This window comes from Sphingomonas panni, assembly GCF_022664435.1.
Classification (GTDB): Bacteria; Pseudomonadota; Alphaproteobacteria; order Sphingomonadales; family Sphingomonadaceae; genus Sphingomonas; species Sphingomonas panni.
Window position 1 is genome coordinate 222,223 of record NZ_JAKREU010000005.1, and the last position, 12,573, is coordinate 234,795.

A 12,573-nucleotide genomic window follows, 5' to 3' on the forward strand; every position below is an offset into this window, starting at 1 on the left:
AACAAATCTCTTTGTCAAAGTCTATATTGGTGACAAAAATTTCGGTGGCGCCAACACGGTCACCATAACTTCACCTACAAGTTCTTTTGAGCACTACGCAGAGTTCCCGCCGTATATCCTTGGGTATTCTGTAAACACAGGCAATGCCAACGAATACTGGAGAGACAAGCTAGGTTGTGAGTGAGGTTTTATGGCTACTCAGCATGTAAAGCAGTTAGCTGCTGTCGCATTCGTAGGAATACTCTCGGCCCTATGCACATTATTAATAGAGCATTTTAACTTCCACAGTCCTGTTAACGCGATTTGGATGATCATTGTGCCGGTATTGCTGGCATACACTATTGGTAATGGCTGGCGTAGTCGCTTAATATTAAGCATTTCGTTGATTGTATGCGCAGTCGGCTTATCGATAGTTTTCGTCCGGCTGTTCTGGGGAGGTATCTAAATGACGCTATTTGCCGATCACCACTGCTACGACCTTGATCGTAGCGGGAGTAATGATCGTCTTCCTCTTAACCGTTTTCACAGCCTGATCGATTACGCTGCCCTTGGTGCCGTCGCGGATGCCGGCGGCCTCGCTAGGGTCGGCGCGGCTGCTTACACGACTACGAGACGCGTATCTATTCGCCGACATTGGGCCGGTTCATGCAAACCGACCCTACTGGCTATGCGGGCGGCCTGAACTGGTACAACTACGTGGGTTCGGATCCAATCAATTCGAAAGATCCGACGGGGCTGTCCGACATCGTCGTGAATGGTACCCGGCCAGCATTCGGCACGTACAACGGCAGCTTTGATGGCGGATCCAGTGTAACCTACTTCATTCCAAGAACAGTTACAGCCACGGACATGCAACTGTTCCAGGACAGGGGCCTAGTTCCAGCCAAGAAGAATGCCGCACCAGGAAAGAAGCAGCCGAAGAAGAGATGCTCAGCCGCTGCTACGCTTGGGGCACAGGCGAGCAACGCTAACTCGGCACTTGAAGGTTCCGCTGCCGTTCTCGGACTCGGTGCGATCGCTGCGAGTCCGACTGGGGTCGGAGGCGGAGCCTTGGGAATGGGAGCGGCGGCCGCGGCAGTTGGGGCGAAAGTCACATCACTTGTGTCGATTGGGGCTTACGGCTATGATTACATCGCTACTGGAAGCCGGTCTTCCCTGCTAGGCGCTGGCGCGGGCGTTGTATCGCTCCTGACGTCAGGTGCAGCAACACGCATCACCAGCAACGTTATGAGAGGCGGCCGCATGTTTGGTGATCTGTCCGCCCCTCAAGCAGCGAGACTGAGCGCGGCAGAATCTGTTTATGGAAGCGCTGCCGGCATGGTAGAAAATCTTCTTGTCGACACGGGCCGCTGACATGTCTGTTGGCGCGATGATCTTGGCAGGAATGCTAATTGCAGCGGCTCTTGATTGGGCAATATACACCCATCTAAGTGCCTATTTTCGAGCTGGGTTCAGATTAGGTATCTGTTTACGTTTCAGAGATCTTATCAGAACGAATTTTCAGGTGGCACGTTTCTTTCTAGTACTGTTGGCGGGCTGCCTTGCTGGAATTTCGTTCGCGTTAAGTAAGCAGTATCTATGGCTTTTCTCGTTAGTCCTGTTTACTGTATCGCATGGGCTTCTCTATATATGGGTTTTCAGAAAAGGTCGAATGTGATACAGCCTTCACTTCTTCGGCCGCCAAACCCCAAAGGCCACCCCTCGTGACCTGCTACGCATTTCTGGAACACTTGGCTGTTGTTCATCCAGCATCTGCCGGCAGCGGCGGGCCATTTGCCGCTGACCGGTTCACCAGCGATATCGGCGTCTTGTCGCCGGTGGCGCTATGTGGTCGCAACTCGTTGTAATCCCTGCGCCAAGCCTCGCATTCGCGGACCGCGTTGTCGACGCTGATGAACCCGTGCTGGTTCAGGCACTTCCCTTGCCAATGGCATGATTCCCGGGGAACAGGTCGTGATTTTCGCCAATCCGAAGTGGCGCGTCGCGAAGTGGCAGCGTAGGATCAGTTCCAATGACACCCGGAGGTTTCTGACCAAGTGAAAGCGCGATTTTGGAGGCGGCTCACCCTCGCGTCGAGCCTATCCGTTCCCACAGCGTCATTTGCACAAGACAGATTGGCGGATCCGGCAGGCTCTGGCCCGATAGTCGGCGCAGTGACCTGGCTGCAGGGAACGCTGCTTGGAACAGTCGCAACGGTCATCGCGATTATCGCGATAGCGGTCGTCGGCTTCATGATGCTGACCGGCCGAATGAACTGGCGCTACGGTGCGACCGTGATCCTCGGCTGCTTCATCCTGTTCGGCGCGGCAAGCATCGTCGCCGGCATCCAGTCCACCGCACAGCTCGGCGGCTGATGAGTTGAGCGATCTCGACCGCGATCCGGTGTTCGTCGCGCTGACGCGACCGCAAATGTTCGCCGGCGTGACCTACAGCTACTTCACCGCCAATGCGGTGCTCGCGACCGAGCTTTTCCTGCTGTTCAAGTCGATCTGGGTCGTGCTGGCGGCGGTCGTCATCCATCTAGCCGGGGTGATGCTGTGCGTCCGCGAGCCGCGCTTCTTCGACCTCTGGCTGACCCGCGTCGGAAAATGTCCGCGCGTCAAGAACCATGCACTGTGGCAATGCAACTCCTACCGCCCCTGACCCGCGATCCGACGGTCGTTGCGCGGGAGAAGCCGGTGGGGGCTCACCTGCCCTATGCGCGGCATGTCGATGCGCACACGCTGGAAACGCAGGACGGCCTGTTATGCCAGGTCATCCACCTGCGCGGACTACTGTTCGAGACGGCGGACAGCGATGAGCTGAACTATCGCAAGCGGCTGCGCGACGCGATGTTGCAGGCAATCGGATCCTCCCACTTCGCGGTCTACCACCATGTCATCCGCCGCCGGGTTGAGGTCGAACTGGAGGCGGAGTTTCCCGATAGCTTCTCGCAGCGGCTCGATGCGGCGTGGAATGCACGGCTCGGGCGGCGACGACTGTACGTCAACGACCTGTATCTGACGCTGGTGCGGCGGCCGTTGCAGGGACGGATCGGCATACTCGACCGGTTGCGCGGACTGTTGTCCGGCGGATCGGGCGTCGCAGCGACGGCGCATGACCTGCGTGAACTGGACAATGCCCGCGACTCGCTGATCGCGGCGCTGGGCAGCTATGGTCCGCGCCTGCTCGGCACCTATGACACGCCCGATGGTCCCTGTTCGGAACCGCTCGAGTTCCTGTCCGACCTGCTGAACGGCGAGATGCGGCCGATCCGGCTACCGATGCAGGACATCGCCGGCTATCTGCCGTGGCGACGGATCAGCTTCGGGCAGGAGACGGTGGAACTCGGGTCAGCGGGTGCCCGGCCGCGCGACTTCGTCGGCATCGTGTCGATCAAGGACTATCCGGGACAGACCGGCCCCGGCATGTTCGACGAACTGTTGCGCCTGCCCCTCGAACTGGCGATCTCGCAATCCTTCGGCTTCGTCGACAGGTCGGCAGCGCTGGGGCGGATGAACCTCGCGCTCCGGCGGATGCGCTCGGCCGAGGACGAGGCGGTCAGCCTGCGCGGCCAGCTGGCGGACGCCAAGGACGACGTCGCGGCCGGCCGCGCGGCGTTCGGCGAGCATCACATGACGATCGCGGTGCGCGGTGAGAGTCCGCAGGCGGTCGATGCCGGGGTGGCCGAGGTGTTGGCGACGCTGGCCGAACTGGGTATCATCGCGGTGCGCGAGGACATCGCGCTCGAACCCGCCTTCTGGGCGCAGTTTCCGGGCAACTTCAACTATATCGCGCGGCGCGGGCTGATCTCGACCAGCAATTTCGCCGGCCTTGCCAGCGGGCATAATTTCGCGCTGGGTCAGGCCGAGGGCAACCACTGGGGCGACGCCATCTCGCTGCTCGAAACGACCGCCGCCGGTCCCTATTATTTCAACTTCCATGCCCGCGATCTCGGCAATTTCACGGTCATCGGTCCGTCGGGATCAGGCAAGACCGTGGTGCTGAACTTCCTGCTGGCGCAGGCGCGCAAGGTGGACCCGCGCATCGTGTTCTTCGACAAGGATCGTGGGGCCGAGCTGTTCCTGCGCGCGGTCGGCGGACGCTACGACGTGCTGCGTCCCGGCGAACCGTCCGGGCTCAATCCACTGCTGCTGCCCGACGACCCGGCCAACCGCCAGTTCCTGATCGACTGGCTGACCTTGCTGGCCGGTGCTGTCGATGGTGAGGAAGCGAACCGCATCAAACGGGCGGTCGACGCCAATTATGCCGCTCCCGTCAATTTCCGGCGGCTGCGTCATCTGGTCGAGCTGTTCCGCGGTGACCGGCGTCCGCAGACAGGTGATCTGTGGTCGCGCCTGCAACCCTGGTGGGGGACGGGCGAGCGGGCGTGGCTGTTCGACAACGAAGCGGATCGCACCGATCTGGCCGCCCGCGTCGTCGGCTTCGACATGACCCAGATCCTCGACGATCCGGTCGTGCGGTCACCCGCCATGCTGTACCTGTTCCACCGCGTCGAGGAACGACTGGACGGCAACCCCGCGATCATCGTCGTCGACGAAGGCTGGAAGGCGCTCGACGACGAGGTGTTCTTGCGCCGGATCAAAGATTGGGAAAAGACGATCCGCAAAAGGAACGGCATCGTCGGCTTCGCCACCCAAAGCGCGCAGGACGCGCTGCAAAGCCGGATCGCCAGCGCCATCATCGAACAAGCGGCGACCCAGATCTTCATGGCTAATCCAAAGGCGCAGGCGAGCGACTATGTCGACGGCTTCGGCCTGACGCAGCATGAGTACGACCTGGTGCGCTCGCTCCCCGACAGCGCGCATTGCTTCCTCATCAAGCATGGCAACGACAGTGTCGTGGCGCGCCTCGATCTGACCGGCGAGCGCGAAATCCTTACTGTCCTGTCGGGCCGCGAACGCACCGTGCGGATGCTCGACGACATCCGGGCCGAGGTCGGCGACGATCCCGACCGCTGGCTGCCATTGCTGTTGGAGCGCGTGTGATGGCGTGCGCCGTTCCGACCTCGCCCGACGCGTTCCCCTCCACGATGCTGGCATTCCTCGATTGCCAGGCGACGACGCTGGGGGCGGCCGGCTATCAGGCGCTGTCGGCTCCCGGGTCGACGGTGATGCTGTTCGTCACCGCGCTGCTGACGATCCTGATCGCGCTGTTCGGCTATCGCATGTTGCTGGGGGAAACGCCCTCCCTGCGTAGTGGTGTCCTGACCTTCGTCCGAATCGGGATCGTGTTGGCGCTGGCGACCAGTTGGTCGGCGTACCGGACGGTCGTGTACGACGTGACGCTGCGCGCGCCGGCGGAACTGGTCGCCAATGTCGGCGGTCCAGCACAGGTGCCGGGGGCGACCGGTGGCCTCGCCGCACGTCTCGACAATCTCGATCGTGCGTTTCGCGTTCTCGCCATCTACGGCACCGGCGTACCGACCCGCGATCAGGTCGAGCGGTCAGGTGGCGTTGCCCCGCCTGTGTTCGGCGGGTTTGACGGCTTCGCCGTCGGATCAGCGCGGATCGCATTTCTCGTCGGCGGCCTGGGGGCCTTCGCCCTGATCCGGTTGGGAGCGGGGCTGCTGCTGGCGTTTGGCCCATTGTTCCTTGCCTTCCTACTGTTCGACGGCACGCGTGGCTTGTTCGAAGGCTGGCTGCGCGGGTTGATCGCGATGGCGCTGGGCGGGGTTGCGACCGCGTTGACGCTGGGCATTGAACTGGCGCTGTTCGAGCCGTGGCTGAGCGATCTGGTGATGCGCCGCGCGGCCGGCGAAGCCATTCCGAATGCGTCAGCGGCCTTGTTCGCGGCGGCAGTCATCTTCGTCGGTGTGCTGCTCGCGATGCTGGTCCTCGTCGCCCGGATCGCCGCCGCGCTACGGCTGCCCCGTAACATCGAGACGCTATGGCCCGGTTCAGCAAGGGACACGGCCGAACCTCGGCAACCTGTACCCGCCAGCAGGGGAGTGAACGATTCGGCCGAACCGCCATCGCGTGCCGCGCGCATTGCGGATCAGATCGCCGCAGTACAACGACGTGAGGAACAGGGATTGGTCGGTACGCGCATGGTGACGATACAAGGTTCGCGAGGGGGGGATGGCGCGCCAGGGTTGCCAACGGCCAACGCCGGCACCGCGCTTGGCCAAAGCTTCCGGCGGCGGACGCGCGGTCGGGTATCGGCAAGTGCCACGACGCGGGATCGGACGGCATGACGCAGGAACCGACCGAGCAGCAGCGCTATTTCGCCGAAAGCGCCAGCTGGGCGAAGGACCGCAGCGACGCGCTGGTCGCGTCGCGTCGCGTCGCGTGGCGCGTCGCGACCGCCCTCGGAGTCATCGCCGTCTGCGAGGCGCTGGCGCTGATGCTGCTAACCCCGCTCAAGACCGTCGAGCCCTATACGCTGCTCGTCGATCGCCAGACCGGCTTCGTCCAGGCGCTCAAACCCGTCGACACGCAACTCGTCTCGGCCGACCGCGCGCTGACCCAGTCGTTCCTCGTCCAATATGTCATCGCTCGCGAAGGCTATGACCGCGACACGGTACAGGGCGACTATCGCAAGGTGGCGCTGTGGTCGGCGGGCCAGGCCCGCAGCGATTACGTCGCGGCGATGCAGGCGACCAACCCCGACAGCCCGCTCAATCGCTACGCGCTTGGTGCCATCGTCGATGTGACCGTCAAGAGCGTGACACCGGTCGGCACCAACAGCGCAATGGTCCGCTATGATACCCGCCGCCGTGATACGCGCGAGGGCTCGCAGATGGCGCAGTCGTGGGTCGCGGTGATCCGCTATCGCTATTCGGGCGAGCCGATGAGTGTCGCCGACCGCTTCATCAACCCCCTGGGGTTCCAAGTCGAACGCTATCGCCGCAGCATGGAAGTTCTGCCACCGGCCGAACCACAGGTTCCGGCCCCTACGCCCCGTTCGGTCCCGATGGCGGGCATGGTGCAATGAGGTTCGGCGGCATCCTGCTGGCGGCCTTGCTGGCGGCATCCCCGGTGGCGGCGCAAGTCATGCCGATGCTGGGTATGGGCGACCCGCGCCTGCAAAGCATGGACTTTCGCCCCGACCAGGTCATCCGGCTGACAGGCGCGGTCGGCTATCAGATCACGGTCGAGTTGGCGCCCGACGAAACCGTGCGCAGCATCGCGCTGGGCGACAGCAGCGCCTGGGCGGCCAGCACCGACCGCGGCGGCAACCGGCTGTTCCTGAAGGCATTGCTCGCCGATGTCGCGACCAACATGACAGTCATCACCGATGTACGGACCTATGCCTTCGATCTGCAAGGGACTGCCGACGCAGGCATGACCTCGCCCTATCTGGTGCGCTTCCGCTATCCATCGGTCGTGGCGAACACCTCGGGCGATCCAGTCATGGGCGAAATGACAGGGTCGTACCTGCTACGCGGCGATCGCGCCCTGCGGCCGGTCGCGATCAGCGACGATGGCATCCACACCTATATCGAGTGGCCCGCCGACGCCTTGCTGCCCGCGACCTATGTCGGGCAAGCCGATGGCAGCGAGACGCTGGCCAACGGCCAAATGCGCGGGCGCTATTATGTTCTCGACAGCGTCGATACGAACCTCATCTTCCGTTTGGACAAGCGGGTGGCCAAAGCCAAACGCCAGGTGATCCGTAGCAAATGACCGACACGCCGACCGAAACCGATATTCGCCCCATCATCCGCACTCCCCGCCGGGGGTTGTCGAACGCCGTGATCGTCGTGCTGGCGGTCATCGGTGGGGTGTTGCTGTTCGCCGTGCTGGAGGCTCGTCGGCAGGGGGCGAGCGCCCCGTCGACCACCGCGCGGTCTGCCGAGGTCGTTGCCGGCAGTTCGATCCCGCCGCTCTACCTTCCGCCCGAACCGGTCGCCCCGACGATGGTGCCGCAACCAGTCGCCCCTCTATCGTCCACCCCCGCTCCGGTAGCGCCGTCCGCTCCATTACCGATCACTCGATCGTTTATGGCCGAACCCTATGTTCCGTCGCCATCGCCTTATACCGCGGCTACGCCAGCAATTCCGCAGCGCCCGGCGCGTACGGCGGTTGGCCAGGCACTAGTACTGGACAATGGCTCCGCTGCAACCGCAGCCCCCGCAGCGTCGCCGCAGGCGGCGGAAGACAGCACACCGGCCCAGTCCGGCCAGCGCGGCCTGTCGACCGCGCGAGTAAGAGCCGCCGTCTTCGCCAATCGGGCGACCACCGTGCCACAAGGCACGATGATCCCCGCCGTTCTCGAAACCGCGTTCGACTCTACCCATGCCGGCTTCGCCCGCGCCTTGGTACAGCGTGATATTCGCGGCTTTGACGGCAGCCAGGTGCTGATCCCGCGCGGTAGTCGCCTGATCGGCGAATATGGCGAGGATACCGCGCAAGGCCAGCGGCGCGCGATCATTCTGTGGACCCGGCTGATCCGCCCCGATGGCGTGACCGTCGCGATCGGGTCGCCCGCCGTCGACACGCTCGGGCGCGGCGGGGTCAAGGCGCAGGTCGACACCCACTTCCTCGAACGCTTCAGCGGCGCAATCCTGCAATCCTCGCTCGATCTGGGGATAGGCCTTGCCGCGCGCTCTGCCCGATCGCCAGTGTTGATCGCGTTGCCGGGGTCGATTGGCGGGGCGGGACGCAGCACGACGCAGCCGACCGACATCAAGCCGACGCTTCGCGTGGCGGCCGGTCGCAGCGTCTCGATCTTCGTCGCGCGCGATCTTGACTTCACCGGCATGGACGCCGTCCCATGAAGACGCCGGAATGGCGCTACCTCCACCACTTTCTTGCACCGCTCGGTTTCCTGCTGGACCGAACCGATGTCACCGATCTCTACGTCAATCGTCCAGGCGAGATATGGGTCGAGACGCTCCGTGGCGGGATCGAGCGGCACGAACTGCCGGACCTGTCGGAAACCGTCCTGACCAGACTTGTCGAACAGGTTGCGGCTTGGTCGCATCAAGGGATCAACCGTGCGCAGCCTCTGCTGTCGGCGTCGCTGCCCGATGGCTCGCGAATCCAGGCGATCGCACCACCGGCGACGCGCGGCGCCATGGCGCTCGCGATTCGCAAGCATGTCGCGGCCGATCTGTCGCTCGACGACTATGCCGCCGGTGGCGCGTTCAACGGCGCGGTGGTCGGCAAGCGCACGGAGCAGCGTGCCGACACCGCACTGACGGAGTTGCGCGATCGTGGCGACCTTCCGGCGCTGTTGCGCATGGCGGTCCGCAGCCGACGCAACATCTTGGTCTCGGGAGGCACCTCGACCGGCAAGACCACCTTCCTGAACGCGCTCATCCGCGAAATCCCGGCTTCCGAACGCCTCGTCACCATCGAGGACACACCGGAACTGCGGATCGATCATCCCAATGCCATTGGCCTGCTGGCGGTACGCGGTGCCTTGGGCGAAGCGCAGGTCAGCGCCGACGACCTCGTCTCGGCATCGCTCCGGATGCGACCCGACCGCATCCTGCTGGGCGAACTGCGCGGACCGGAAGCCTATGCCTTTCTGCGCGCGATCAACACCGGGCATCCCGGATCGATGACGACGGTACATGCCGACAGCACAGAGGGCGCCATCGAGCAGATCGCGCTACTGATCCTGCAGACCGCCACGCGTCTCAGCCGAGAGGACGTGCAGGACTATGTGCGAGGATCGATTGGGCTGTTCGTGCAACTCGAACGGGTGAGCGGCAAACGGCGCATCAGCGAGGTCGTCTGTCCATGATGCCGCTCAGCGAGCCGACAGGCGCGCAGCCGCTGTTGAACGCGGCACGGTGGGTCGAGAGTGCGCTGCTCGGATCGACCGCCATCGCAATCGCCACGCTGGCGGTCGCTACATTGGGCTTCATGATGCTGAATGGTCGTGTGCCAGTCCGACGAGGGACGACCGTACTCGTCGGATGCTTCGTACTGTTGGGAGCTGCGACATTGGCCAATGGGATCATGGGTGTCGCCGGTGCGGGCCGTACTGGGGAGGTCTTCAGCGTTTCGAGAGATGCAGGCGTCCCTGTGTCAACAAGCCCTCCGCCGCCCGATCAACCTCAGGTCTACGATCCTTACGCTGGCGCAGCAGTCCCGGTTCGTTAAGCTGCTTGCCCGCCAGTAGGTTGCAGGTTCCGGTGGACCGCCGCCGAGCGGAGTGCGGCCTTGGCCGTCACCATCACCGAGCCGTGGCTCGCCCCCGCCGCGACCGGGTTCGAAGGCATCAAGGAAATGCTAGGTCGTGAACAAGCAGCCTATCGGTATGATGTCGACATGCCAAAGGAACCCGGTCTACGATGCCTAATAGCCAAACCTCCTGCCGTCGTGACACAAGCACCTACCGGATTAAAACAATCCTTCTCGGGGCGTCCAGAAGGATGGATGAGCAGCCCCCACCGGGTGGTCCGGGTTTGTCGTTAGTGCATTGTTGTCTCGGCCGCCATTGCCGGGCGTAGGTGGAGCGAAGCGGAACCGGAGGCCGGTAATGGCGGTGTTGCCGTTTGCGGGGCCGGCGGTCGGTAGCCCAGGCTGCTATGCGGCCGGACAGTGTTGTAGTGGCGCCGCCACGCCTCGATCAGCACCCTGGCCTCCGCGAGGCTGCAGAAGATCTCACCATTGAGCAGTTCGTCGCGAAGCGACCCGTTGAAGCTCTCGTTGTAGCCGTTTTCCCATGGCGAGCCTGGCGTGATGTAGAGCGTCGTCACGCCGATCTGCCCAAGCCATTTCTGGACGGCGGTGGCGATGAACTCGCTGCCGTTGTCCGATCTGATATGTGCAGGCGGACCCCGGTCAATGAACAGCTCGGCCAGGGCCGCCAGCACATCTTCGTGGCGGAGCTGCCGGGCGACCACCAGCGCCAGGCACTCGCGGCTGGCCTCGTCGATGATCGTGAGGATGCGGAACTTACGCCCGTCGTGCGTCCTCGCCTCGACAAAGTCATACGCCCAGACATGCCCAGGATACTCCGGTCGCAGCCGAATACACGAGCCATCGTTCAATTACAGCCGACCGCGTTTTGGCTGACGCTGGGGCACCTTCAGCCCTTCGCGCCGCCAGATCCGCTCCACCCGTTTGTGGTTCACCGACCAGCCGGCCGCATGCAGCAATGCCGTCACCCGGCGATAGCCGTAGCGCCCGTACTGCCTGGCCAGCGCGACGATGTCGTCCGTCAGCGCCTCCTCGTCATCTGCGTGTCGCCGTGACGGCTAGGGATCGTTGGCATCACTTGGTCGAAGACACTGCCCTCCGCAGAAGGGCCAACTGATCGAGCAGAAGGTTCGGATCTCCTCCGCCCGCAAGGAAGTCGCGACAGCGGTCCATGACTTCGCGGTCCACCGCAGCGCCGGCGTTGCGTCGGCCTCGCGTTCGGGTCGAAGGCGGATGCGGGAGCATCGCCACTCGCATAGTCACATATTCGTCCAGACGTTTCACCCGGTCGGTGTAACGGATCAGCTGCCCCTTGCGCGCGCGCGACACCAAGGGCTGATCCACGCGCGCACCTCTGCCGATCTCCACCTGAGAGGGAAGACCCGGGGTCTCCAGCCGCTTCGCGAGATCCTTCAACAGCGATTGATGGTCCATGACGCTTGCATATATCGCATATCCGCATTAAAAGCTATGTGATTATGCAGATCGCTTTTGCAGACATGTTCAGCGGCGCCGGGCTCTTCAGCGCAGGGGCCGTCCGCGCCGGAATGACCCCCGCCTTCGCGATCGATCTGTCGAAGGACGCTATCGCCAGCTACAATCGCAACGTCGCCCCGGTGGGCGTCGTGGGGTCGGTCGACGAGCCTCGCGATCTGCCCAAGATCGATGTGTTGCTGGCAGGCCCCCCCTGCCAGGGCTTCTCGACGCTAGGACGGCAGGATCCGTTGGACGAGCGGAACTCGCTGGCGCTCGCCGTTCCAGCATGGGCGGAGCGGACGGGAGCGTCCGTCGTGATCGTGGAGAACGTTCCGCCCTTCCTTCGCTCGACCAGATGGGCCGAACTGAAGACAGCTTTCGAACTGCAGGGCTATTCGGTCGATGCCTGGGAGCTGGAGGCCACCGATCATGGGGCTGCCCAGTTCCGTCGTCGCTCGTTCACGATCGCCAGCAGGATCGGCGCGATCTCGCGTCCCGAACCATCGGATGCGGTGCATCGTACCGCTGGCCAGGTGTTGGCGATGCCGATCGCCGAAGATGATTCGATGCACGTCTGGCCAACCGCGAAGGGCATCGCCGCAGACCGCATAGCGCTGGTGCCGCCGAAGGGCGACAAGCGCGACATCATGCGGAAGGCCCCGCACCTGTGTCCTCCGTCATGGATCAAGGTCGGGTGTCAGGCGACCGACGTCTGGGGGCGCATCGATCCCGACAAGCCGGCCAACACCCTTCGCTGCACGTTTCAGAACCCGTCGAAGGGCCGCTATCTGCATCCCACCGAGGACCGCACCCTGTCGTTGAGAGAGGGAGCCCGGCTGCAGGGCGTGCCGGACGATTGGAGCTTCGTCGGCAGGCCCTATCCGGTGGCGAGACAGATCGGCAACGGCGTTCCAGTCCCGCTTGCCGAAGCGGTATGCCGCGCCGTAGTCGAGGCGATACGCGCACAGGGCTTCCGCGCGGCTGCCTGATCCGGCGC

General features: G+C 63.6%; 13 protein-coding genes and 2 pseudogenes. 11 read left to right on the top strand and 4 right to left on the bottom strand.

Going from position 1 to position 12,573, the window contains the following annotated elements:
* Positions 1-609: 609 nt before the first annotated feature.
* Positions 610-1,353: pseudogene (locus tag MF609_RS11750) on the top strand (RHS repeat-associated core domain-containing protein); the annotation flags it as partial.
* Between the two features lie 388 nt (positions 1,354-1,741).
* On the opposite strand, the gene MF609_RS20060 reads toward MF609_RS11750, so the two are convergent.
* Positions 1,742-1,912 (bottom strand): integrase core domain-containing protein, encoded by a 171-nt coding sequence (locus MF609_RS20060; RefSeq protein ID WP_419723099.1) that lies wholly within the window; start codon positions 1,910-1,912, stop codon positions 1,742-1,744.
* 124 nt (positions 1,913-2,036) lie between these two features.
* Between MF609_RS20060 and MF609_RS11755 the strand changes: the two genes are divergently transcribed.
* Genes MF609_RS11755 through virB11 form a run of 8 tightly spaced genes read left to right on the top strand, consistent with a single transcriptional unit; the run spans position 2,037 to position 9,696 of the window.
* The gene (locus MF609_RS11755; RefSeq protein ID WP_242416501.1) at positions 2,037-2,354 is read left to right on the top strand and encodes a TrbC/VirB2 family protein; all 318 of its coding nucleotides are present in this window, start codon (positions 2,037-2,039) and stop codon (positions 2,352-2,354) included.
* Between the two features lie 4 nt (positions 2,355-2,358).
* A complete protein-coding gene (locus tag MF609_RS11760; RefSeq protein ID WP_242416502.1) occupies positions 2,359-2,643 on the top strand; it encodes a VirB3 family type IV secretion system protein in 285 nt (94 codons plus the stop codon).
* The gene (locus tag MF609_RS11765) at positions 2,622-4,988 is read left to right on the top strand and encodes a VirB4 family type IV secretion/conjugal transfer ATPase (protein ID WP_242416503.1); all 2,367 of its coding nucleotides are present in this window, start codon (positions 2,622-2,624) and stop codon (positions 4,986-4,988) included. The genes MF609_RS11760 and MF609_RS11765 overlap by 22 nt, the downstream gene beginning before the upstream one ends.
* Positions 4,988-6,196 carry a TrbL/VirB6 family protein gene (locus MF609_RS11770; RefSeq protein WP_242416504.1) on the top strand — a complete coding sequence of 403 codons (1,209 nt, stop codon included), beginning with the start codon at positions 4,988-4,990 and terminating at the stop codon, positions 6,194-6,196. Before MF609_RS11765 ends, MF609_RS11770 begins: the two co-directional genes overlap by 1 nt.
* Positions 6,193-6,936, top strand: a complete 744-nt coding sequence (locus MF609_RS11775) for a VirB8 family type IV secretion system protein (protein ID WP_242416505.1) — start codon at positions 6,193-6,195, stop codon at positions 6,934-6,936. The genes MF609_RS11770 and MF609_RS11775 overlap by 4 nt, the downstream gene beginning before the upstream one ends.
* Complete coding sequence (locus tag MF609_RS11780; RefSeq protein WP_242416506.1) at positions 6,933-7,628, top strand: TrbG/VirB9 family P-type conjugative transfer protein; 696 nt, start codon at positions 6,933-6,935, stop codon at positions 7,626-7,628. Before MF609_RS11775 ends, MF609_RS11780 begins: the two co-directional genes overlap by 4 nt.
* Entirely contained in the window at positions 7,625-8,722 is a 1,098-nt protein-coding gene (locus MF609_RS11785; RefSeq protein WP_242416507.1) for a TrbI/VirB10 family protein, read from the top strand. The genes MF609_RS11780 and MF609_RS11785 overlap by 4 nt, the downstream gene beginning before the upstream one ends.
* On the top strand, positions 8,719-9,696 hold the full coding sequence (gene virB11, locus MF609_RS11790; protein ID WP_242416508.1) for a P-type DNA transfer ATPase VirB11: 978 nt from the start codon (positions 8,719-8,721) through the stop codon (positions 9,694-9,696). The genes MF609_RS11785 and virB11 overlap by 4 nt, the downstream gene beginning before the upstream one ends.
* Here the strand turns inward: virB11 and MF609_RS20160 are convergent.
* On the bottom strand, positions 9,674-9,820 hold the full coding sequence (locus MF609_RS20160; RefSeq protein WP_242416509.1) for a hypothetical protein: 147 nt from the start codon (positions 9,818-9,820) through the stop codon (positions 9,674-9,676). The genes virB11 and MF609_RS20160 overlap by 23 nt on opposite strands.
* Here MF609_RS20160 and MF609_RS20065 point away from each other — a divergent pair.
* Positions 9,762-10,058 carry a TrbC/VirB2 family protein gene (locus MF609_RS20065; protein ID WP_473829129.1) on the top strand — a complete coding sequence of 99 codons (297 nt, stop codon included), beginning with the start codon at positions 9,762-9,764 and terminating at the stop codon, positions 10,056-10,058. The two genes, MF609_RS20160 and MF609_RS20065, sit on opposite strands and share 59 nt — an antisense overlap.
* Before the next feature lie 311 nt (positions 10,059-10,369).
* On the opposite strand, the pseudogene MF609_RS11800 reads toward MF609_RS20065, so the two are convergent.
* Together MF609_RS11800 and MF609_RS11805 are read right to left on the bottom strand one after the other, a co-directional pair.
* Positions 10,370-11,143 (bottom strand): annotated as a pseudogene (locus MF609_RS11800) (IS3 family transposase); the annotation flags it as partial.
* Positions 11,144-11,174: 31 nt separating this feature from the next.
* Positions 11,175-11,534, bottom strand: a complete 360-nt coding sequence (locus tag MF609_RS11805; RefSeq protein ID WP_242416510.1) for a hypothetical protein — start codon at positions 11,532-11,534, stop codon at positions 11,175-11,177.
* A gap of 44 nt (positions 11,535-11,578) precedes the next feature.
* On the opposite strand from MF609_RS11805, the gene MF609_RS11810 reads away from it, so the two are divergent.
* A complete protein-coding gene (locus MF609_RS11810) occupies positions 11,579-12,565 on the top strand; it encodes a DNA cytosine methyltransferase (protein ID WP_242416511.1) in 987 nt (328 codons plus the stop codon).
* The last annotated feature ends 8 nt before the right edge of the window (positions 12,566-12,573 follow it).